This is a genomic window from Pelomonas cellulosilytica, from assembly GCF_021353265.1.
GTDB classification, from domain to species: Bacteria; Pseudomonadota; Gammaproteobacteria; order Burkholderiales; family Burkholderiaceae_C; genus Pelomonas; species Pelomonas cellulosilytica.
Genome location: NZ_JAJTWU010000003.1, coordinates 714,736 through 733,416, shown reverse-complemented (window position 1 = coordinate 733,416; position 18,681 = coordinate 714,736). Strand labels below are relative to the sequence as shown.

Annotated in this window: 17 protein-coding genes and 1 tRNA gene; 6 read left to right on the top strand and 12 right to left on the bottom strand. The window is 68.1% G+C overall.

Going from position 1 to position 18,681, the window contains the following annotated elements; all coding sequences use genetic code 11:
• Nucleotides 1-24: 24 nt before the first annotated feature.
• Genes LXT13_RS10795 through LXT13_RS10775 form a run of 5 tightly spaced genes read left to right on the top strand, consistent with a single transcriptional unit; the run spans nt 25 to nt 3,995 of the window.
• Nucleotides 25-726, top strand: a complete 702-nt coding sequence (locus LXT13_RS10795; protein WP_233371920.1) for an SURF1 family protein — start codon at nt 25-27, stop codon at nt 724-726.
• Nucleotides 677-1,375, top strand: a complete 699-nt coding sequence (locus tag LXT13_RS10790; RefSeq protein WP_233371919.1) for an SCO family protein — start codon at nt 677-679, stop codon at nt 1,373-1,375. Before LXT13_RS10795 ends, LXT13_RS10790 begins: the two co-directional genes overlap by 50 nt.
• An 8-nt stretch (nt 1,376-1,383) precedes the next feature.
• The gene (locus LXT13_RS10785) at nt 1,384-2,478 is read left to right on the top strand and encodes a COX15/CtaA family protein (protein WP_233371918.1); all 1,095 of its coding nucleotides are present in this window, start codon (nt 1,384-1,386) and stop codon (nt 2,476-2,478) included.
• Between the two features lie 6 nt (nt 2,479-2,484).
• The gene (gene cyoE / locus LXT13_RS10780) at nt 2,485-3,390 is read left to right on the top strand and encodes a heme o synthase (RefSeq protein WP_233371917.1); all 906 of its coding nucleotides are present in this window, start codon (nt 2,485-2,487) and stop codon (nt 3,388-3,390) included.
• Nucleotides 3,387-3,995 carry an SCO family protein gene (locus LXT13_RS10775; protein ID WP_233371916.1) on the top strand — a complete coding sequence of 203 codons (609 nt, stop codon included), beginning with the start codon at nt 3,387-3,389 and terminating at the stop codon, nt 3,993-3,995. Before cyoE ends, LXT13_RS10775 begins: the two co-directional genes overlap by 4 nt.
• Nucleotides 3,996-4,076: 81 nt before the next feature.
• Here LXT13_RS10775 and LXT13_RS10770 read toward each other — a convergent pair whose 3' ends face one another.
• From LXT13_RS10770 to LXT13_RS10740, 7 genes are all read right to left on the bottom strand, one after another.
• A complete protein-coding gene (locus LXT13_RS10770) occupies nt 4,077-4,625 on the bottom strand; it encodes a hypothetical protein (RefSeq protein WP_233371915.1) in 549 nt (182 codons plus the stop codon).
• Between the two features lie 391 nt (nt 4,626-5,016).
• The gene (rpoH, locus tag LXT13_RS10765; RefSeq protein WP_255719363.1) at nt 5,017-5,940 is read right to left on the bottom strand and encodes an RNA polymerase sigma factor RpoH; all 924 of its coding nucleotides are present in this window, start codon (nt 5,938-5,940) and stop codon (nt 5,017-5,019) included.
• A 144-nt stretch (nt 5,941-6,084) separates the two neighbouring features.
• The gene (locus LXT13_RS10760) at nt 6,085-6,585 is read right to left on the bottom strand and encodes a chemotaxis protein CheW (RefSeq protein WP_233371914.1); all 501 of its coding nucleotides are present in this window, start codon (nt 6,583-6,585) and stop codon (nt 6,085-6,087) included.
• Between the two features lie 31 nt (nt 6,586-6,616).
• Nucleotides 6,617-9,781 (bottom strand): PAS domain S-box protein, encoded by a 3,165-nt coding sequence (locus LXT13_RS10755; protein WP_233371913.1) that lies wholly within the window; start codon nt 9,779-9,781, stop codon nt 6,617-6,619.
• Nucleotides 9,778-12,342, bottom strand: a complete 2,565-nt coding sequence (locus tag LXT13_RS10750) for an ABC transporter permease (protein ID WP_233371912.1) — start codon at nt 12,340-12,342, stop codon at nt 9,778-9,780. The genes LXT13_RS10755 and LXT13_RS10750 overlap by 4 nt, the downstream gene beginning before the upstream one ends.
• 55 nt (nt 12,343-12,397) lie before the next feature.
• Nucleotides 12,398-13,348 (bottom strand): PA2778 family cysteine peptidase, encoded by a 951-nt coding sequence (locus LXT13_RS10745; RefSeq protein ID WP_233371911.1) that lies wholly within the window; start codon nt 13,346-13,348, stop codon nt 12,398-12,400.
• Nucleotides 13,345-13,749, bottom strand: coding sequence for a PA2779 family protein (locus LXT13_RS10740; protein WP_233371910.1), 405 nt, complete (start codon nt 13,747-13,749; stop codon nt 13,345-13,347). Before LXT13_RS10740 ends, LXT13_RS10745 begins: the two co-directional genes overlap by 4 nt.
• Nucleotides 13,750-13,885: 136 nt before the next feature.
• Between LXT13_RS10740 and LXT13_RS10735 the strand changes: the two genes are divergently transcribed.
• Nucleotides 13,886-13,959, top strand: a tRNA-Gly gene (locus tag LXT13_RS10735).
• Between the two features lie 692 nt (nt 13,960-14,651).
• Here LXT13_RS10735 and LXT13_RS10725 read toward each other — a convergent pair.
• From LXT13_RS10725 to LXT13_RS28470, 5 genes are all read right to left on the bottom strand, one after another.
• Nucleotides 14,652-15,980, bottom strand: a complete 1,329-nt coding sequence (locus LXT13_RS10725) for a HipA domain-containing protein (RefSeq protein ID WP_233371909.1) — start codon at nt 15,978-15,980, stop codon at nt 14,652-14,654.
• Nucleotides 15,977-16,201, bottom strand: a complete 225-nt coding sequence (locus tag LXT13_RS10720) for a helix-turn-helix domain-containing protein (protein WP_233371908.1) — start codon at nt 16,199-16,201, stop codon at nt 15,977-15,979. Before LXT13_RS10720 ends, LXT13_RS10725 begins: the two co-directional genes overlap by 4 nt.
• Nucleotides 16,202-16,515: 314 nt before the next feature.
• The gene (locus LXT13_RS10715; protein ID WP_233371907.1) at nt 16,516-16,926 is read right to left on the bottom strand and encodes a hypothetical protein; all 411 of its coding nucleotides are present in this window, start codon (nt 16,924-16,926) and stop codon (nt 16,516-16,518) included.
• Between the two features lie 194 nt (nt 16,927-17,120).
• On the bottom strand, nt 17,121-17,972 hold the full coding sequence (locus tag LXT13_RS10710) for a hypothetical protein (RefSeq protein ID WP_233371906.1): 852 nt from the start codon (nt 17,970-17,972) through the stop codon (nt 17,121-17,123).
• 387 nt (nt 17,973-18,359) lie between these two features.
• The gene (locus tag LXT13_RS28470) at nt 18,360-18,488 is read right to left on the bottom strand and encodes a hypothetical protein (RefSeq protein ID WP_255719361.1); all 129 of its coding nucleotides are present in this window, start codon (nt 18,486-18,488) and stop codon (nt 18,360-18,362) included.
• Nucleotides 18,489-18,681 lie beyond the last annotated feature (193 nt).

The following is an 18,681-nucleotide window of genomic DNA, read 5'->3' as shown; positions in this document are numbered from 1 at the left end:
GGATTATCGACCCGGGGTGTCGGCATGACCGCGCGGCACTTGCTGATGCTGCTGGCCGCACTGCTCGCGGCCGCCTTGACGGCCCGGCTCGGCGTCTGGCAGCTGGACCGCGCCCGGCAGAAGCTCGCGCTGCAGGCCGACATCGAGGCGGAGGCGGCCAAGCCGGCGCTGACCAACGCCCAGCTTGGCGGCTACGCGTTGCACCGGCGTGTCGTGCTGCGTGGCACTTGGGATGCCCGGCACACCGTGTGGCTCGACAACCGCCCGATGGACGGCCGCGCCGGCTTCTACGTCGTCACGCCGCTGCGGCTCTCCGGCCGCGACGATGCCATCCTCGTGCAGCGCGGCTGGGCGCCGCGCAACGTGGCCGAGCGCACGCAGCTGCCGCCGCTGAACACGTCGTCCGGCGAGGTGGAAGTGCTCGGCCGCCTGGCCGCTTCGACCTCCCGGGTTTATCAACTGGGCGAAGGGGCGGGCGGAACGATCCGGCAGAATCTGGACACCGTGTCCTTCGGCGCCGAGACCGGGCTGCGGCTGCTGCCGCTGGCCGTCATCCAGACCGCCGGCCCTGACGATGGTCTGCTGCGTCACTGGCCGGCACCGGACCTCGGCCTGCAGACGCATTACGGCTACGCCTTCCAATGGTTCGCGCTCTGCGCGCTGATCCTGTCCCTCTATGTCTGGTTCCAACACCTCCGCCCCCGGCTCCGCCGCCAGCAGCCCTGAGCCGTTGAGCTTCGCGGTGCACAGCCTGCCCGACCCCCGCGTGGCCACGCAGCAGCGGGCCGGGCGCTGGAAGATGTTTGTGGTCCTGGCCGTCTGCGCCGCGCCGGTGGTGGCTTCGTACTTCACGTTCTATGTGATCAAGCCCAAAGGGGCGGCTTATGGCGAGCTGGTCGCGCCGACCGTCGACATGCCGGCCGACCTGCCGCTGACCGACCTCCAGGGCCGCGCCGTCGCCGCGCCGTCGCTGCACGGCCAGTGGCTGCTGGCCGTCGTGCAGCCGTCCGCGTGCGGTGAAGCCTGCGAGCGCCAGCTCTACGTGCAGCGCCAGATCCGGGAGATGCTGGGCAAGGAGCGCGACCGCGTCGACAAGCTCTGGCTGATCCCTGACGACGGCACGCCCGCGCCGGCGCTGCTCGCAGCCGTCGGCCAGCGCGGTGCCGAGGTCACGGTGCTGCGCGCGCCGCGCGAGCGCCTGGCGGCCTGGCTGAAGCCCGCGCCGGGCCGCAGCATGTCCGATCATTTCTACATCGTCGACCCGATGGGCCGCTGGATGGAGCGCGCACCGGCCGAGCCTGAACCGCGCAAGCTCAAGGCCGACCTGGAGAAGCTGCTCAAGGCCAGCGCCAGCTGGGACACCTCGGGTCGCTGAGTGCAACGGTGAACGAGCTGCTGTTGCCCCTCGGTCAGGTCGCCGCCATCGGCGGCGCGGTGGCGCTCGGGCCGCTGCTGTGGTGGCGCCAGCGCTCCCGCGCTGCGACGCCTGCGGGGCGCCTGCGCGCCCTGACGCTGTTGGCGCTGTTTTTGACGTTCGACCTCATCGTCTTCGGCGCGTTCACGCGCCTGACGGATTCCGGCCTGGGCTGCCCGGACTGGCCCGGCTGCTACAGCGCCGCGAGCCCCGTCGGCGCGCGCGAGCACATCGACGCCGCGCAGGCCGCCATGCCCACCGGCCCGGTGACGCACGGCAAAGCGTGGATCGAGATGCTGCACCGCTATCTCGCCAGCGCGGTGGGGCTGCTGATCCTGGTCATGGCCGGCTTGAGCTGGCGGCTCCAGCGCCGCGTTGGCGAAGCGGCGCCGTCGCCATGGTGGCCTACGCTGACGCTGGTGTGGGTCTGCGTGCAGGGCGCCTTCGGCGCGCTGACTGTCACGATGAAGCTCTTCCCGGCCATCGTCACGCTGCATCTGCTGTTCGGCCTGGGCTTGCTGATGCTGCTGGCCTGGCAGCGCGAGGCCTACGAGCCGCAGCCGCTGGCCGTGCCGGCGGTGCTGCGCCGCGCCGTGGCGGGCGTTCTCGTCCTGACGCTGGTGCAGGTGGCGCTCGGGGGCTGGGTCAGCACGAACTACGCGGTGCTGGCCTGCGACGAGTTCCCCACCTGCCACGGCGGCCAGTGGTGGCCGCCGCATCTCGACTTCGGCCAGGGCTTCCAGCTCTGGCGCGACCTGGGCCGGCGCGCCGACGGGCAGCTGCTCGGCTTCGAGGCGCTGGCTGCCATCCACATGGCCCACCGCATTGGCGCGGCCGTCGTCTTCACCGCCATCCTCGCGCTGGCTTGGGCACTGCGCGGGCGCGCGGCGGCCTGGTCGCGCCTGCTGCTGGCCGCCGCCGGCTGGCAGTTCGCCTCCGGGCTGTCCAACGTCGTGCTGGACTGGCCCATCGTCGCCGCCCTGGCCCACACTGCGGGCGCCGCCGTGCTGCTGGCCCTGCTCACCACCTTGCTCGCCAGAGTCCACGGCGGGCGCGCTTCCTGATCGACCATGGCTTCCACATCAACCGTCAGCGCCATCGCGCCCAGCCCGCGCTGGCAGCAGTTCTACCAGCTGACCAAGCCGCGCGTCGTCCAGCTCATCGTCTTCTGCGCCGCGATCGGCATGGCGCTGGCCGTGCCGGGCCTGCCGTCGCTGGACCAGGCCGTCACGATGCTCGCCGCCATCGGCGGCATCTGGCTCGTGGCCGGTGCGGCCGCGGCCTTCAACTGCCTCATCGAGGACGGCATCGACGCCCGCATGAAGCGCACCGCCTGGCGCGCCACCGCCAAGGGCGAGCTGAGCCGCCCGCAGACGCTGGCGTTCTCGGCGCTGCTGTGCGCGGCCGGCATGGCGCTGCTGGCGGTTTACGTGAACGCGCTGACGATGTGGCTGACCTTTGCCACGTTCGTCGGCTATGCCGTCATCTACACCGTCATCCTGAAGCCGATGACGCCGCAGAACATCGTCATCGGCGGCGCCTCGGGCGCGATGCCGCCGGTGCTGGGCTGGGCGGCGTTGCGCGGCGAGGTCGGGTTCGAAGCCTGGCTGCTGTGCCTCATCATCTTTCTGTGGACGCCGCCGCACTTCTGGGCGCTGGCCCTCTACCGCGCCGAGGACTACGCCCGTGCGGGGCTGCCCATGTTGCCCGTCACCCATGGCAACGACTACACGCGGCTGCAGATCCTGCTCTACACCTGGGTGCTGTTCGCCGCGACGCTGCTGCCCTTCCTGACCGGCATGAGCGGCTGGTTCTACCTCGTCAGCGCCGTCATGCTGGGGCTGGGCTTCTGCGGCTATGCCTTCCGGCTGTGGCGCTCGTATTCGGAGATGCTGGCGCGGCGAACGTTCTGGTTCTCCATCTGGCACCTGTCGCTGCTGTTCGCCGCCTTGTTGATCGACCACTACCTCCCATGACCACTCGTCGTTTTGCTGTGGCGGCCCTCGCCGCATTGGCCCTGGCCGGCTGCCAGAAGGCGGAGACCGGCCGGCCCGCCTTCAAGGGCGTGGACCTCACTGGTGCTGAATACGCCCGCCAGCTCAACTTGAGCGACCAGGACGGCCGCAGCCGCTCCCTGGCGGACTTCAAGGGCAAAGTGCTCGTGGTTTTCTTCGGCTACACGCAGTGCCCCGACGTCTGCCCGACGACGATGGCCGAGGTGGCCGAGGTCAAGCGCTCGCTCGGCGCCGACGGCGACAAGGTGCAGGGCATCTTCGTCACCATCGACCCGGCGCGGGACACGGCCCAGCTGCTGAAGTCCTATCTCGCCAGCTTCGACCCCAGCTTCATCGGCCTGCGCGGCAGCGACGAGCAGACCCAGGCCGCGGCGAAGGAGTTCAAGGTCTTCTTCGCCAAGGTGCCGGGCAAGACACCCGAGAGCTACACGATGGACCACACGGCCGCGAGCTTCATCTTCGACACCGAAGGTCGTGTGCGCGTCTATTCCCGCTACGGCGCGGGGGCCGAGCCCCTGGCGCACGACATCAAGTTGCTGCTGGCAGAGAACAAGTCGAGCAATTGATGTCCGGGGCGACGCTCACCTAGCCTCTGCGGCGGCGATGGCAGGGTAGAGCACGTTGGTCGTGACCTTGGGTTGACTACCCTATGCGGCTTGAGCCAACGCGTCCATCGCGTTCAGGGTTCTGATGGCGGGGTAGGTTTGTAGCGACGGGAAGTGACGCCGGAAGTAGCAATCCCAATAGCTTGTTGCCCTTTGCCTGGTGAGCGCCATGAACTTTGGGTTCTCCCGTGCGAAGTCAGCCAGGTTTTGGACCGTCGCCTGCGGGGTGGTTGAAGCAATCAGCTCGACGATCTCGATGACATATTCGCCAAGGAGCTGGACCAAGAACGGGGCGGTCCAAGGGCGATCCGTCGCGATGAAGCGACGCAAGCACTCCTCTCGTACGTATCCATTCCAGTGCCGCGTGCCAAGGCACAGCGCGAGAGTGCGGTGGTCGCCAGTGGCATGGTCGATCAATGCTCGCAGGTCGCCTGGCGAGCAGTAGAGACGTGCGGGAGCGGAGAGCAGCTCGCCCTGCAAGTTGACCTGGAATCCCTGATGCACACGGGCAAGCTGCGAGGTGGTCATTGCTTCCAGCAATGCCAGTGCTGCCGGTTGGATGGCAGCGGGGAAGGCCGGTTGGTACGTCATGAGCGCAGTCAGATTTGAGCTTCGTCGATCGCCGACGATGACGCCTGACTGCGGGGTAATTAGCTCCGTGCAGGGCGCAATGTTACGCCAGTCAATGGAGGAACTTTGGCGTCTCGGATGGACGCCCATCGTGACCTTGGGTCGCCGAAACGGCGACACGGCGAGTGTGCGCTGCTGGCTGCGCTGCTAGCGATGGGCAAGGTTTCACGCGGCTGCATCCGCAGGCTGGAGTGCGGATGCACGTTGTTGAAGTGCTCCCCCTCTGGACTGCGTCAAGGTGGCGTCGCCAGACGCTCGCCCTGATCCCGGAACTGCGCGGCGTCCGCGGCACATAGCACCAGAAACAACAAAGGCCCCAGATGGGGCCTTGTCGAACGGCGAGAGTGAACGTTCAGGCCGCTTCGGTCAGCGCCTTCTTCATCTTCTTCATCGCCGCCACCTCGATCTGGCGGATGCGCTCGGCCGACACGCCGTACTCGGCGGCCAGCTCGTGCAGCGTCATGCCGCCGGAGGCGTCGTCGTTCACCTTCAGCCAGCGTTCCTCGACGATGCGGCGGCTGCGCGGGTCCAGCACGTCGAGCGCGCGCTGGATGCCGTCGCCGGCCAGTTCGTCGCGCGAGCGGGCCTCGATGACGCGGGTCGGCTCACTGTTCTCGTCAGCGAGGTAGGCGATGGGGGCGAAACTCTCGCCGTCGTCGTCGGTCTGCGGCTCCAGGGCCACGTCGCCGCCGGACAAGCGCGTCTCCATCTCCAGCACTTCCTCGCGCTTGACGTTCAGCTCGCGCGCGACTTGGGCCACCTCGGCCTCGGTCAGTGTGTTGCGGTGCGTCGCGCCATCGGTCTGGTCAGCCTTCATGGCGTGCTTCATCGAGCGCAGGTTGAAGAACAGCTTGCGCTGGGCCTTGGTCGTCGCGACCTTGACCATGCGCCAGTTCTTCAGGATGTACTCGTGGATCTCGGCCTTGATCCAGTGCATCGCGTAGCTGACCAGCCGCACACCCTGGTCCGGATCGAAGCGCTTGACGGCCTTCATCAGGCCGACGTTGCCTTCCTGGATCAGGTCGCCCTGCTGCAGGCCGTAGCCCATGTACTGGCGGGAGATCGACACCACCAGGCGCAGGTGCGACAGCACCAGCCGGCCGGCGGCTTCCAGGTCGCCCTTGTCGCGCAGGTTGCGCGCAGCAGAGGCTTCCTCCTCGGCCGTCAGCAGCGGCAGGCGGTTGACGGCGGAGATGTAGGCGTCCAGGTTGCCGAGCGAGGGCACCAGGGCCCAGGGGTTGGCAACCGCGATGGCAGAAGAGGCAGACACAGACATCGTCTTGATCCTTACTAGACCGCCACGAGATGTGGCGGTGAGAAAGATATTAGCACTCTGATCCGTCGAGTGCTAAGCGAGACGATGGCTGCTGTGGAATGCAGTGTTGATGCGCGTGAAACAGTGGGCAGGCACTAACTTATGTCAATCGACCAGCCCGAAATCCGGGCTTTTGATCATCGCCTCGATGTCCAGCAGGATCAGCATGCGCTCGCCGATCTTGCCGAGGCCGGTGATGAAGCGCGAGTCCATCGCCGCCGGCACTTCAGGACGGGCCTTGATGTCCTCGGCGGACAGCTCCAGCACGTCGGACACGGAGTCCACCACGACGCCCACCACGCGGCCGGCGACGTTCAGCACGATGACGACGGTGAAGGCGTTGTACTCGCTCGGCTGGCCCAGGCGGATGCGCAGGTCCAGGATGGGCACGATGACGCCACGCAGGTTGACCACGCCCTTGACGAAGCTGGGCGCGTTGGCCACGCGGGTGGGCGCTTCGTAGGAACGGATTTCCTGCACACGCAGAATGTCCATGCCGTACTCCTCGCCGCCAACGCGGAAGGTCAAGAACTGCTGGCCGTCGGTGCGGGCCTGGGTTTGCACGGCGGATGTGCCGGCGGTGGGAACGAGATCGGTGGAGCTCATCGGGAGGCTGCGCTCGGGTGGGTTCAACCCGTCATTCTGCCCGCACCTGCCCCGGCGCTGCTGCCAACAATTCATCGACCAGGGCCAACAGCTCGCGCACGTCCAGCGGCTTGGTCAAGTAGTGCCGAGCACCGGCGGCGCGTGCCAGCGCGATCTGCTCCGGTTGCGCGTTGGCCGATACGACGACGACCGGCGGCGGCGTCAGGTCCAGCTCGCGCAGCCGGGTCAGCAGCATCAGGCCGTCGCCATCCGGCAGCTCCCAGTCCAGCAACAACAGTGCCGGCCGACGCTCGCGGACGACCTTCAGTCCTTCTTCCACGGTAGGCGCCACGTCCAGCGCCAGTCCGGGCCGCTGCTCGAGGATGCCGCGCATGACCTCGGCGTTGAGCGGGTTGTCCTCCACGTACAGCAGCCGCTGATGGCCGTTGCCCGCCGGCCGGACCGGTTCTCCGAGGTCCGAGGCCGCAGCGCCGCGGGGTGCTGCGTCGGCGGCCGGCAGCCGCAGCACGAAGCAGGCGCCGGGGCCGTCCACGGCTTCGGCGCGCAGGCTGCCGCCCATCATCTGGGCCAGGCGCAGGCTGATGACGAGGCCGATGCCCGTGCCGGGCAGGCCGCCGCTCTCGCGGCCCAGCCGATTGAAGGGCTGGAAGAGCGCGGCGCGTTGTTCCTCTGACAGGCCCAGGCCGGTGTCGCGCACGGTGACCTCCACCCAGCCCGCCTCCGGACTGCGGGCCTCGATGTCGATGCGGCCGCCGGGCCGGTTGTACTTGATGGCGTTGCTCAGCAGGTTGGTCAGCACCTGCGTGACGCGTGTCGGGTCGCCCAGCACGCGCTGGGCCGCCGGCTCCAGCCGTTGCTGGATGGACAGGCCTTGCTCCGAGGCGCTGTGCTGCACGAGGGCCAGCGCGCGCGACAGCAGCGGTGCCAGCTCCAGCGCCGCCAGGTCCAGGCGCAGCGAGCCCGACTCGATGCGCGACAGGTCCAGCGTGTCGTTGATCATCTCCAGCAGGTGCCAACCCGCCTGCACGATCTGCTGAACACGGTTGCGCTGGGCGGGTGGCAACGACTCGGCCGGGTCCATCTGCATCAGCTGTGCGAAGCCGAGGATGGCGTTCATCGGCGTGCGCAGCTCGTGGCTCATCCGCGACAGGAACTCGTTCTTTGCCTGGTTGGCGGCCTCGGCCGCCTCGCGCGCGCGGTCCAGCTCCTCGATGCGAAGCTGGTCGGTGATGTCCTCCACGACGCCAACGAGCCGTAAAGGCCGGCCGTCATCGCCGCGCAGCAGGCTGACCAGCACTCGCGCATGCACGGTGCTGCCGTCGGCCCGTATGTAGCGCCTGACCTGGCGGTAGAACGGCAGCTCGCCGCGCATCAGCCGGCGTGCCATGCGGATGCCTTCCTCCCGCTCATCGGGGTGCGTCACGTCGGTGGCGCGGCGACTCATGAGTGCATCGGGCGAATAGCCGAGCAGGTTGCAGAAATACGTGTTCACTTCCTTGAAGCCGCCGCTGAGGTCCGTGAACGCGATGCCGATCGGTGCTGTCTCGAAGATGCTGCGGAAGCGCTGCTCGCTCTGACGCAGCGCCTGCTCGCCTACCGCGCGGCTGGCGATCTCCCGCTCCAGCGCCGCGGTGCGTTCGCTCACGATGGCCTCGACATGCTGCGTGCGGCCCGACATCAGTAGCAGCAACGCGCCCACCATGGCGGTGGACAGCAGGCCCACGAGCGCAAAGGACCAGCTGCGCCCGGGGGGCAGCGGTGTGCCGGGCAGGTCGTAGACCCGCACCTCCCAATGCCGGCCGCCGAAGGTCAGCGGCAGCTTCACGAGCGGCAGCATCGCGTCGTCGGCACGCTGGACAGCCTCGCAGCCGCGCCGCCCGGCCAGCCGCGGGAAGGTGGCATGCGGGTCCAGGTCTACCAGGCAGGCGCCCAGGTGCTCCGGCCAGGTGGTCGACAGGCGCGACATCAGCACATCCGGCCGCAGCGTCGCGAACGCGAAGCTGTCGAGCTCCTGGTCGCGGAAGACCGGCTGGTAGACCACCACGCCGACGGCGCCTTCCTTGTCCTGGGACAGCTCAAAGCCGGCCGAAGCGGCAGGGCGGCCGCCCGCCACCGCGCGTTCCAGCGCCTCGCGCGCGCCGCTGACGCTGCGCACATTGACGCCCAGGGCCCCGGCGTTGCGCGACAGCGGCTCGATGAGCCGGATCGCGACGACGTCCTCATCCGCCGACGTGCGGTGGTCGCCGGCGCGGCGCCGGTCGCGCACCTGGTAGCCCCCGGGGAAGTGGTCCGCCGCGGCGGCTGCGTTGAAGGCGGGGACCTGCTCGCGCGGCACGCGCAGCGCCAGCCCGAGCGCGATCAACGGGCTGTCCTCGTCCATCAGCCCGCTCGTGGCGCGCGCGAACTCCTCCCGCGTCGGCCGCGGCTTGATTTTCAGCAGGCCGTGCAACCCCTCCAGCGTCAGCAGCGGCTCGCGAAGCTGGGCCGCCAGGTCCTGTGCCGCCGTGGTCGCCACGCGGGTGAAGTCGGCACGGTTGCGCTGGCGGTCCCAGTCCATCGTTGCCGCCACACCCAGCGCGACGAGCAGCGTCGTCAGCAGCATCGGCAGGCCCACACTGAAGCGCCGCGGCGCCCAGGCCGAGCGCGGTCGACCGATCAGAGCCAGCGTGATCGGCGTGGCGATGAGCACCCCCATCAGGTCGCCGATCCACCACACCGACCACACCTGCCCCAGCTGTGGCGTGGCGATCGCGTCCGCCGCTCGCAGGGCCAGCGTTGCACAGCTGGGGCTCACGAGGCCGGCGAGCGTGGCTGCGGCCAGGTAGCCGCCCACCTCGCGTGGCGACGCCAGCACCAGTGGCTGGCCGCACCAGCGCCGCATCAGCCAGGCGCCGGCCGCCGCCTGCGCGGCCGCCCCGACGCCAATGGCCAGCCCCAGCGACAACGGATGGGCGCTGAACGCGCCGAGCGTCGTCGCCTGCACCAGAAAGCTGCCCAGCGCCACAGCGGGCATGTAGCGCAGCCCGCCGACCACCAGTACGGCCAGGCCCCAGCCGGCCGCGGGATAGAGTGGCGCCAGCTCGTAGGGCGGCAGCACCACCAGCAGGCCCAGGCGGCCCAGCAGGTAGTAGACGAGCGCAATGCCGACGGACAGCAGCAGGTAGCTACCGGCTGCGGGCGGGGCGGGACGCGTCATTCGGCCTGGGCCTCGCGCAGCGTCTGCACGACCGGCCGCTGCAGCACGCCGCGCAGGCTCCACCAGCCGGCGCTCCAGGCCAGCAGGGCGCCACAGCCCGCGGTCGCCAGCGGCACCCACGGCTTGATCTGCCATTCGAACTCGAACACGAAGCGCGCGAGCAGCGCGGCCAGCAGCAGCGCCACGCCACCGGCCAGGAAGCCGGCCAGCGCCCCCACGCCCAGCAGCTCGACGCGCTGCACCTGGGCCAGCAGCGACGACGGTGCGCCCAGCGCCCGCATCAGCGCGAACTCGCGCGTGCGCGCCTCGCGTGTGCTGCCCACGGCGGCCAGCAGCACGACGACGCCGGTCGCCAGTGTGAAGCCGAACAGGAACTGCACGGCCTGGATGACCTGGTCCAGCACACCCTGCACCTGGTTGAGCTGGGCCGACACGTCGATGACGGTCAGGTTCGGGAATTGCCGCGCCAGCGTGCGGTCCAGCGTCGCGCCCGCCGGCAGGCGGAACGCGGCGATCTGCGTGGCGGGCAGGTCGGGCAGCGCGGCCGCCTCGAACAGCACGAAGAAGTTCACCCGCATCGACGACCAGTCCACCTTGCGCAGGCTGGTGATGCGGCCCTGCACCGGCTGGCCCGCGATGTCGAACCCCAGCTGGTCGCCGAGCTTCAGGCCCAGCGTCTTGGCCAGGCCTTCCTCCACGCTCAGGCCCAGCTCGCCCGGCGCGGCACCGCCCCAGCGGCCGGCGACGAGCTCGTTGTGGGCCGGCAGCGCGTCGGTGTGGCTCAGGTTGAACTCCCGTTCTGCCAGGCGCTGCGCGCGGTCCTCGGCGAAGCGCTTGCCCTGCACCGCCTCGCCGTTGATGCCGCTCAGCCGGCCGCGGATCATCGGGTACCAGTCGTACTGCTTGACGCCGGCGGCAGCCAGCGTCTGACGGAAGGCCTCCGCCTGGTCGGGCTGGATATTGATGACGAAGCGGTCCGGCGCCGAGGCCGGCGTGGCGCGGCGCCAGCTGTCGATGAGGTCGGTACGCAGCAGCACCAGCAGCGCCAGTGCCAGCAGCCCCACGGCGAGCGACGCCACCTGCATGACGGCAAAGGCCGGTCGCGCCGCCACCTGCCGGGTGGCCAGCACGAGCCAGCGCGGCACGCCGCCGCCGCTGCCGCCGGCCGGCACCACGCGACGCAACAGCTTGACTGCCGCAAACGCCAGCAGCGCGAACAGCAGCACCGCGCCCGCAAAGCCGGCCGCCGCGATGGCGCCCAGCGCCATGTCGCCCGCCAGCACGACAAGGATTGCCGCCAGGCCCGTGATGCCGGCCGCCAGCACCAGCAGCGAGCCGGCCTTGGGTGCGCCCAGGTCGCGGCGCATGACGCGCAATGGCGGCACGGCGGCCAGCTGCAGCACCGGCGGCAGGCCGAAGCCCATCAGCAGCGACAGCCCCAGCCCCAGCCCCAGCAGCGCCGGCCAGATGCTGGGCGCCGGCAGTGCCACGTCGACGAGGCCGGCCAGCAGCACGACGAACACCTGGTGCAGCGCGAGGCCCGCCAGCACGCCGACCGCGCTGGCGGCCAGGCCGGCCAGCAGGAACTCCAGGCCGTAGGCCCAGGCGATGCGACGTTGTGGCTGGCCCAGCACGCGCAGCATCGCGCACGCGTCCAGGTGCCGGGCCGCGAAGTCGCGCGCGGCGAGTGCGACGGCCACGGCCGCCAGCAGCGCCGACAGCATCGCCACCAGCCGCAGGAAGCGGGCCGCGCGGTCCAGCGTTTGGCGCATCTCGGGGCGGCCCGATTCCAGCGACTCCAGCCGCAGACCGCGCAGTTTCTGGGCCTCGATGAGTTTTTCGGCGTCGGTGACGAAGCGGCGCACCGCGTCCGGCGCGGCGCCCGGCCCCGGCACGAGCGCCAGGCGATAGGTGATGCGGCTGGCCGGCTGCACCAGTCGCGTGGCGGCCAGATCGCGCTCGGCGAGCATGACGCGCGGCGCAAAGTTCAGAAAGCCGGCGCCGCGGTCCGGCTCGGTCTCGATCATGGCAGCCAGCGTCAGCTGGCTGTCCCCCAGCAGCAGCGGGTCGCCCAGCTTCAGGCCCAGCGCGTCGGCCACGGCCGGGTCCACCCATACCTCGCCCGGCGCCGGGGCACCGCCGCGGCCGGGCAGGGCATCGCGAAGCGCGATGCGTCCGCGCAGCGGGTAACCCGGGCCGACCGCCTTCACGGCCGCCAACCGGCTGTTGCCGCCCTGGGCGTCTGCTGCGCGCGCCATGCTCGGGAAGCTGGCGCTGCGTACCGTCGTGAGCTTCAGGCCAGCGGCCAGGTCCAGTAGGGCTTGCGGCGTCGGCTGGTCGCTGGCCACGACGGCGTCGCCACCGAGCAGCTGGGCCGCGTCGCGGCGCAGGCCCTGGTCCAGCCGGTCTGACAGGAAGGCCACAGCGCACAGCGCGGCCACGGCCAGTGCCACGGCCAGCATCAACAGGCGCAGCTCGCCGGCCCGCCAGTCCCTGAGCAGCTGGCGCCAGGCAATCGACAGCGTGGCGGGCGGGCGGAGGGGTACTGCAGCGGCGGTCATGCGCGCGACTTTAGCCGCCGGCTTTGCGGGGCCGCCGCGCGGGTGGGCTTGGCCCCTACGGGCCTGTTGCCGTCGATGCCAGCGCCGCATGAGCGGCATCGCGCCAGCGTGGCTCGGCGGCGTCGGCGCGCCGGATCGCGCGCTCCGCCGCGGCGCGCGCGCCTGCTCGGTCGCCTGCGTCCAGCCGCAGGCGAGCAAGGTTGATCCAGGCCACCGCGCTGTCGTGGCGTTCAGCCACGGCCTCGAAGGCCGCCCGGGCGCCGGCCGCATCGCCGGCCGTGTTCAACGCATTGCCCAGGCCGATACCGGCCAGCAGGTTGCCGGGCCAGCGCGCGAGCAGCGTGCGGTAGGCCAGCGCGGCCTGGGCCGGTGGCGCAGAGCGCTCGAAGCCGAGGGCGGCGTCCTGCGCGTCGGCTTCGGTGGCCGTGGCGGGGAGACGGTCCGGCTGCAGCACCGCCATGGCCCAGCGGCCCGCGCGGGCCCAGGTGTATTCGAAGGTGCGCAGCGGCAGCAGCTCGCGCTCGGTGGTGCCACTGCGCAGCACCAGCTCGCGCCGGCCGATGTCGTAGCCCACGACGACGGCGTAATGCCAGCGCGGCAGGAAGTCCAGGCCGAGGTTCTGCAGCACGACCACCGCGTGGCCGGCCGCGACTTCGCGCAGCAGCGCCTGCAGCTGCGGTGGCAGTCGGGTGGCGACGCCACCCTGGCGGCGCGCGCCGGCCAGCATCTCGAGCTGCAGGCTGCCGCCCCGGGCGGGCAGGAAGATCGCCTCGGCCAGGCGCTCGGTGTCTGCCGGCAGGCCCGCATCCGCCAGCGCGGTGGCCAGCGCCGCCGGGCCGCAGTGGTCCCTCGTCTGCGGGAAGAAGGGCACTCCGCGGCGCTCGATCTGCTCGGGCAGGTCCTGCGGCGGCCGCGCCAGCAGAGCGGCCGTCTGCGGCGGCGTGAAGAAGCTCGCGCAGCCGCTCAGCAGCAAGGCGGCCAGCGCCGCGGTGGCACGAGGAATCAACGCACCGAGCGTGTGAACGGGAAGACCTTGGTCAGGCCCAGGATGTCGGTCACCAGCAGGATGATGAAGATCGTGAAGAGGATGCCGACCACATCGCTGGCGCCGACGGGCGCCTGGTCGATCTGCTGGGCGAGCTGCTGGGCCTCGGCATCGGTCAGCGCGTCGACACGCGCGCGCATCTCGTCGGTCGACACGCCGCGGGCCTGCAGCATCGCGGCCAAGTCTGCGCGGTCCAGTGCGGCGTGCAGGCGGGCGTGGGCCTCGCTGCGTTCGGCCGGCTGCTGCGCCGCAGCGGCCTGCTCGGTGCTGATGAGCGCCGTCGGCGCAGCCTGCGCCATGCCGCTGAACACGAGTGACGCAGTGACGAGTGACGCAATCGCGCGCCGGACGGGGGAGTTCATATTGTTCGAGGGATGAAAGTGGGAACGGCCGCGATGCTAGGGCCGCCTTCCACGCGAAAGGCCCGTGGCGTTTCGATCCCCGCGTTGCTTTTACAAGGCCGTTACCAGCCGGCGATCACGTAAACTCCGTCCCGATGCGGGTGTAGTTCAATGGTAGAACGGCAGCTTCCCAAGCTTCATACGAGGGTTCGATTCCCTTCACCCGCTCCACTGCATCATTCTGAGGACTTCAGGGAAATCCAAGGTGGTTCGTAAGTCGTCGTCGCACAACGATTTTCCGGCCTCCGATCTTCCAAGGTCGTCCGCAGCGGCCCGCTGATAGCCAGGACTTTTGAGTCCACAGACAAGTCCTTTTTAAGGGTGTGCGGCTGCCGGATTGTTGATGGCGGGGCGCGGCTGAGGTGTGGCGGCGCGGGGCATTCTTGCTCCAGCGCAAGACACGACGTGACCGACACGACGTGACCGCATGCGGGCGAAGCTCCAGGAGATCAAGGCGGAGCTGCGTCGCCACGTGCACAAACCCATCCCTGAACAAGGTAGGTGGCTGAAAGCGGTGGTGGCCGGCTTCTTCGCGTATCACGCGGTCCCGACGAACAGTCGGGCGCTCAGTGCGTTCCGATACCACGTCACCAACTTATGGCGGCGCACGCTTCGGCGGCGCAGCCAGAAGGACCACATCACGTGGGCCCGGATGACACGGATCGCTGCCGCGTGGCTTCCGCTCCCCCGAGGCCTTCACCCATGGCCATCACAGCGCTTTGCCGTCAACCACCCAAGGTAGGAGCCGTATGCCCGAATCGGGCCCGTACGGATCTGTGCGGGGGCACTCAGCAATGGGTGTCTCTACCGCGATCGTTCTAAAGCTGCACTCTCACTCTGACAGCTGAGGTGTGGATGTGAGTTCAAACCAGGCGCTGCTGCATGTCATGGAGGACGATGCGGTCCAGCACACGCATGAAGCGGTCCTCCAGGCCACGGTTGATTTGGGCCGCAGGTGCGAGCGCTGCATGCCGCTTTTCCAAGTCAGCTACCTCGCGCTTGAATGCTGCGGGCACACGCTGCAGCACCTCATTCAAGATGCGCTGTGCCGCGGCGGCCGGCACGCCCAGTTCATCGCCAGTTCGCAATACGACGAGTCGGGTGACCTCGCCAAACAAGCGCGCCCCCGGTAACTCAAAGGCCATCGGCACATCGGGCCAAATAGATCGGTCATCGGCCAGTGTCCCTGTGTAATAGGCACCGGTTGCCAGGAGGTCGTAGTGCGGCGACAACTGGATGCCGTCGGCGGCCACGAAGAAGGACAGGTTCTTGAGGTGGCAGTCGTCGTTGGCGATGAGGACATTAAAGGCAAGCCAGCGGAACAGTTGCAGGCGGGAGTGCAGTTTGTTCGTCGTGCGTTCGATGATGTCGCGCAGTGCCTGCAAGGAGGCACCGCTGTGCTTGAAGGTGCGGGCCCGGCCCAGGAGTTGACAGGCGTCGATGATGTGTAGGCGCTCGACGTCGCGATCAGGGCCTCCACCCGCGGCCATGCCCCTGGCTGCAATGCGTCGGTCGAAACGGTCCACGATATAGACCGGGTCGGGGACGTAGCGCATCTCCACATGCGGAACGGGTAAGCCGGCTGCTTCGGCCAAGCGCATCGTCACGAACTCATTAAGCACCGAGGCCGGGTAGCCGTCACTGTCCGGATGGCTAGGCTTGAGGATGTGCGTGGACGGCGTCGCTCCTTCGGGCTCAAAGAGCTTGCCGTCCCGGCTGACCACGAGCAGCTTGTGCTGGGCACCGGCCAGGGACATGCGCTTGGGCGCGCCCTTCGTCAGCGTCTGCCTGGGCAAGGCCCGAATACGCTTGCTCAAGGACTCGTCTGACAGTTCGCGCAATGCCCTGGCTTCCGATGGCATCTGCCCAGGCGGCAGCAGGGTGAGCGAGCCGGCCGATTCGGCGCCCAGGTATTCCAGCAGCGCAAAGGCGTCCTCGCCCTTGATGCCGGCCTCCTTGGAGATGGCCTGACGCAGCAATTCTTCAGGCAGCAGGTTGTCGAAGTACCACTGGACGGGGCGGCGGGTGCCGCCGTCCACGTGCTCACCCTGGGCACGCGGCAAGTCAGGCGCCAGGTCGAAACTATCGAGCGCCGCGGCCCACTGCTTGTCGTACTCGAATCGCCAGAGGTCGTCGCCTTCGTGCAGCGTGCCGACGAGACGGCGGTCGATGAAGACGTTCAGACCCCTCATGCACCCGAGTCCTCGCTCGTCTCGCGCTTGGCTTGACGTCGGGCCTTCAGCATCGACAGGGTCTTCGATGCCTCGTCGGGAATGTCGACGCTCAGCGAGATGCCGAGCTCCTGTAGCAGCAGAAGCACGCGCCCCAGTTGAATCGTGGGTTTGCCCTTCTCCACGTCGACGGCGAACTGGCGGCTCACGCCCGCAGCACCGGCCAAGTCGTCCTGGCGCACTGCAGTGCTCTTACGAACCGCACGGATGACCAAGCCCAGGTCTTCAGGGGAGTGAATTGGGTGTTTCATAAAAATGTCTGCGGCTGCAGACATTTTGTAGCCTTAAGGCCAGGCGTGCAAGAAATGTCTACGATCGTAGGTATTTCGTCTGCAAGCAGAGGGTAAACAAGAAAATGTCTACGACCGGCGTCTCTTTACATCTTGGGCCGGGTAGGTTGAGTGCAGATGGTGCGTCTCTCAGGCCAATTTTCTAAAACTGGCAGAGTGGACGTCGCAAAACGCTATATGTAAATGAGGCCCATGCCATAGGCCGCTCAACTTAACCCTGAACTGCCGCGCCAGCGCTCGAAAACATGAACGATGCAATCAAACCTGTCATGGCCCGTCTTGGGCATGAACTTCGCCGTGACGCCGCATTCTTCGGCGTATTTGGAGCCGCAGTAGGCTTGTTGACCTTGCTGCAACACACGCTCAAGCAGCACGGCATTACTCCGCACGAAACCTTGCCGGATGGCCTCTTCGCCGATGGCGTGCCATTCGTTGCGTTCGGCGTCATTTGCATGTGCTTGATGGCACTCGGCTCCTTGAATACCCTCCTCCACGAAGTTGGCCTCAAGTTTGACCGCTTGGCCGGGCTCATTGAGCATGTCGAAGGGCGACTCGCGCAACTGGCAAGCGGAATTCTGTGCTTCGTTCTTGGTCTTGCACTCGTTGCCCTGCTGCATGCAGCAGCTACACACACCACAGGGGGGCTCAAGCTGTTTGCCCTAGTGGTCGTGTTCTGTGTCGTCGTGGTCGGTGGCTACGTCGGTACGGCTGTGGTGGCGCGTCGGCAGTCACCGTTCGGAAAATGGCAGTCAGGCGTCGTCTTCCTAGTGCTGTCGCTCGGGACTTTGGTCAGCTTGGCCGCCTTCGGGGTTTAAGAGCCCATGTTCGCGGGAGCGGAAGCAGTGATTCGGCCAAGGTCGACTTGGGAGTCGACGCGCGAATCACTTCTAAAAAGGGGGCCGCGCATTACGGTCTTCGCCCCCATTCCCTCGGCCGTTAGGTTCCAGGCACTGCCGCCCTGGCTGCCGACGCCGACGATGTGCACAGCCATCTGCCGTGTCAACAGATCACTGAATGAGGGGGACGCGACCTGCATCGCTCGTGATGCCGACCCTAGCGCAGTGTGCATGTTGCCTGCCAGTGCCACTACCGTGTATGCAGGGTAGGCGAGGGCGGTGCCCCTGACTTTGTCGGCCATGGCACGGTCGTTCATGGCCGTGAAATAGTCAGCGTCAGCCTTCGCCCAAGGCTCCTTGCCGAGCTCGCTCTCGGGCAGGACGGGCGACCAGTCCATCTGCATCGCCAACACACCTACGCGCTGCCCAGCGCGATGCCAGCGGCGCACCTGTTCGATCAACGCAAGCATGGCTTGGCTGTTCCGTCCATCCTGGACCGACTGTCGCCAAGCTCCGCCAGCGAGTAATGCCTGAACGTCGGTTGCTAGCCCGTCCGACGCGAGGTATTGGTTCAGCGCCAGCTGCTCGCTGCCGTCGCGCTCCAGCGCAAGGACGACTGGGCGCCCCAACTTAAGCAGTCCGCACACCAGTTGGCCGACGAATGCGGGAGTCTGCTCGGTTCCGTGAAGCTCGCCCACGATGATGACTCGAGCTTCAATCTTCTCGAGCTGGACCAGTGGTGAAGGGGTGCAATCCAAATCGGCGGCCTGCGCTGTGTTGAACGCGACGAGCAGCCAGCTCACCAGTAAGGCGATGATGAGTTTCATAAGCCCTCCGGATTGTTCCCAATAGGTGGCCGGAGGCAACCCTTGCAGACGTTCTCTTGGTTCACTGACACTTGCAGACCAGCCTGTACTGCCCTTTTGCTGACATCGGGTAGTCCATGTCCCTCGCGAGTTGGCCTAGTCGGGGCGCACATTGCTTTGCGCACTCCCTGGACTCCGTTTCTGAGTCTCGCAGCGGAGGCGAAAGCCGTGCGATCAAGAGACCGGCTGCAACGAAGGCGCAAATGCCTAGCGCAGCTCCCCATGGGGCGGGAACGCGTGCCAACATCGTGCGGACGGCCTGGCTGGTTTTCACAACGCTTAGCCTACCCGGATTCGGTGATGCGTCGACGGTTGCCCAGACCGCCTGGTAACCTCCTCAGGTGGGGGTCACCTAACGTCGATATCAAGCGGCAGACAGCGGCACGACAGCACGCCGTAGTCGGGCGCATGACGCACGAGCAGTCGCTCGGTCATGGACATCACCCGCTCGGCCAGCGGCACGGCGTGCGCATCCATGCGCTGGCGCAGCGTCGGGCTCGGTGGCAGCAGTCCGATGCCCCAGCCTGCAAGAAGAACTTGTCGCCACGCAGGTTCTCGATGGCATCGAAGTCGCTCTTGCCCCCACCAGCAAGCCCAGGTAGCTGCGGGCGATGTCGCTGGTCAGCCAGCACCAGCAGTGTGAGCGCCTTCAGAGGTGAGCCCACGGATC

What these genes read in the sequence shown, in the direction of transcription:
- LXT13_RS10795 (WP_233371920.1), top strand. Translation starts at nt 25, where the DNA reads ATGACCGCGCGGCACTTGCTGATGCTGCTGGCCGCACTGCTCGCGGCC.
- LXT13_RS10790 (WP_233371919.1), top strand. Translation starts at nt 677, where the DNA reads ATGTCTGGTTCCAACACCTCCGCCCCCGGCTCCGCCGCCAGCAGCCCT.
- cyoE (WP_233371917.1), top strand. Translation starts at nt 2,485, where the DNA reads ATGGCTTCCACATCAACCGTCAGCGCCATCGCGCCCAGCCCGCGCTGG.
- LXT13_RS10775 (WP_233371916.1), top strand. Translation starts at nt 3,387, where the DNA reads ATGACCACTCGTCGTTTTGCTGTGGCGGCCCTCGCCGCATTGGCCCTG.
- LXT13_RS10770 (WP_233371915.1), bottom strand. Translation starts at nt 4,625, where the DNA reads ATGACGTACCAACCGGCCTTCCCCGCTGCCATCCAACCGGCAGCACTG.
- rpoH (WP_255719363.1), bottom strand. Translation starts at nt 5,940, where the DNA reads ATGTCTGTGTCTGCCTCTTCTGCCATCGCGGTTGCCAACCCCTGGGCC.
- LXT13_RS10760 (WP_233371914.1), bottom strand. Translation starts at nt 6,585, where the DNA reads ATGAGCTCCACCGATCTCGTTCCCACCGCCGGCACATCCGCCGTGCAA.
- LXT13_RS10755 (WP_233371913.1), bottom strand. Translation starts at nt 9,781, where the DNA reads ATGACGCGTCCCGCCCCGCCCGCAGCCGGTAGCTACCTGCTGCTGTCC.
- LXT13_RS10750 (WP_233371912.1), bottom strand. Translation starts at nt 12,342, where the DNA reads ATGACCGCCGCTGCAGTACCCCTCCGCCCGCCCGCCACGCTGTCGATT.
- LXT13_RS10740 (WP_233371910.1), bottom strand. Translation starts at nt 13,749, where the DNA reads ATGAACTCCCCCGTCCGGCGCGCGATTGCGTCACTCGTCACTGCGTCA.
- LXT13_RS10725 (WP_233371909.1), bottom strand. Translation starts at nt 15,980, where the DNA reads ATGAGGGGTCTGAACGTCTTCATCGACCGCCGTCTCGTCGGCACGCTG.
- LXT13_RS10715 (WP_233371907.1), bottom strand. Translation starts at nt 16,926, where the DNA reads ATGCAGCAGGGCAACGAGTGCAAGACCAAGAACGAAGCACAGAATTCC.
- LXT13_RS10710 (WP_233371906.1), bottom strand. Translation starts at nt 17,972, where the DNA reads ATGAAACTCATCATCGCCTTACTGGTGAGCTGGCTGCTCGTCGCGTTC.
- LXT13_RS28470 (WP_255719361.1), bottom strand. Translation starts at nt 18,488, where the DNA reads ATGGATGCGCACGCCGTGCCGCTGGCCGAGCGGGTGATGTCCATGACC.